The organism is Psychrobacter sp. 1U2, assembly GCF_051847575.1.
On sequence record NZ_JBPYDC010001902.1, the window covers coordinates 1 to 502 of the forward strand.

General features: G+C 41.6%; 2 protein-coding genes. One reads left to right on the plus strand and one right to left on the minus strand.

Annotation, left to right across the window (positions count from 1 at the left end):
• Nucleotides 1-138: CPBP family glutamic-type intramembrane protease (locus ACS8FD_RS25035; protein WP_439277835.1), on the plus strand; the 138-nt coding region annotated here is incomplete at its 5' end.
• A gap of 34 nt (nt 139-172) precedes the next feature.
• On the opposite strand, the gene ACS8FD_RS25040 is transcribed toward ACS8FD_RS25035, so the two are convergent.
• On the minus strand, nt 173-502 hold a 330-nt coding region (locus ACS8FD_RS25040; protein WP_439277833.1), incomplete at its 5' end, for a tRNA-dihydrouridine synthase.

Here is a 502-nt window from a genome sequence, read left to right on the forward strand (position 1 = left end):
GAAATCACTACTATCGTGGTACTAGCATTTATATTTTGCTACGCGCGTATCAAGTCAGGATCACTAGTACTGCCTATGTTGTTACATATTATCAATAACGGTGTTGCTATGTGGCAGTACCTAAACCAAGTTAGTTGAACAAAAGATACTTGACCAAAACGATCAAAACAAATTAAGCATTAGGGTTTAGTTGCAAAACTTCGTCGGCAGCTTTTTTGATATCATCGAGTGTCAGCTGCGGTTTACCGCTTAATGCTTGTCGCCACTTACGAGCTCCGGGCAATCCTTGAAATAATCCCAAATAGTGCCGCGCCATCGTCGATAGTGTCTCACCTTTTATAAGCTGCTCCTCTAAATATGGATACAGCTGCGCTAAAATATCTGCACGCTTAGGCATCGGCTGATCCCATAGACTATTAGCTTCTGCTAGTAAGTAAGGGTTATGATAAAAAGCCCGTCCAATCATTACCCCATCAATATATTGGAAGTGCGTGGCAATATC